The following is a 1,021-nucleotide window of genomic DNA, read 5'->3' on the forward strand; positions in this document are numbered from 1 at the left end:
GGTCATTTAGGCTCTGAACTACAACGCAAAGCAACGGCAGTGCTTTCTATCGAAAGGGAGAAGAACAGTCCTATCTCAGCGGTCAAACCGATGAAAATACGCAATGGTAGCCTTAGCGATACCCCACAAATACTTTTTAGATGGAACAATGAGCTGGGAATGCATAGTTATGTAGGCAATCAGAAAAACGAAGACCAAAAACCCAATAAAGCCAGTACCTTAGCCTCGTTAGTTTCTCCTCTTTTTAAAGAGCGAACTTTGTGGACTGTTCAAGAGCTGAACATAGAAATTCAAAAACGGACTGATGTAAAGGAACGCACCGCAAAAGGTTATATCCGCACCTTAAAGGAAATGGGCATTTTAGTCCCTCAAGAGGGTAATGACCAACTCTTAGGAATGGGCAGTGTGTTAAAAGAACTTTTGGAGGATAACAAGAACTCACAAGGATAAGAAGAACTTTTAGGTGTTCTAAGATTAAGATCTAACAATCGAAGTATTAAACAAATATAAATATAAAAAATGGAAATCGACAGAATAGAATTTATAGCGTGGATGGAACGCATTATGGATCGTTTTGATTTGCTTAAAGAGCAAATAGACAAAGCCGAAAAACGCAAAAACAGCTTGGATGGTGAGGAACTCTTGGATAATCAAGACTTGATGCTCACCTTTAAAATCTCTGCACGTTCCCTGCAGAGGTATCGCTCCAATGGCAAACTGCCTTATTATACCATATCAGGCAAAATATACTACAAGCTCTCAGATGTACATCAATTTATCCGAGAACATTTCAGTGTGCCAGTAACAGCTTTAAAAGCCAAAAACGGAAATACTATGCCTAAAAAGGACAGCCTCTCTTAGACGTCTTACAAAGGGAGTAATTTTACCCCCAAATTAAAAAAGATGTTTAAATAATGGCAGAAAATCAACACGCCGATACGGCAAATTACGACAATCAAATCCCAGTGGATGAACAACTATCTGATATCCTACTGGTATTTGACAAAGAAGAAAAACAGCT

The 1,021-nt window shown here is 38.7% G+C and carries 1 protein-coding gene and 1 pseudogene; both read left to right on the forward strand.

The features are described from left to right. Nucleotides 1–450 (forward strand): annotated as a pseudogene (locus HMPREF1551_RS06010) (bifunctional DNA primase/helicase); the annotation flags it as partial. A gap of 69 nt (nucleotides 451–519) precedes the next feature. Continuing rightward, nucleotides 520–861, forward strand: a complete 342-nt coding sequence (locus tag HMPREF1551_RS06015; RefSeq protein ID WP_009389008.1) for a helix-turn-helix domain-containing protein — start codon at nucleotides 520–522, stop codon at nucleotides 859–861. Nucleotides 862–1,021: the final 160 nt, after the last annotated feature.

It is taken from the genome of Capnocytophaga sp. oral taxon 863 str. F0517, from assembly GCF_000466425.1.
Lineage (GTDB): Bacteria > Bacteroidota > Bacteroidia > Flavobacteriales > Flavobacteriaceae > Capnocytophaga.

Bases quoted from the DNA above. Each gene is read 5' to 3' on its own strand.
- HMPREF1551_RS06015 (WP_009389008.1), top strand. From the start codon at position 520: ATGGAAATCGACAGAATAGAATTTATAGCGTGGATGGAACGCATTATG.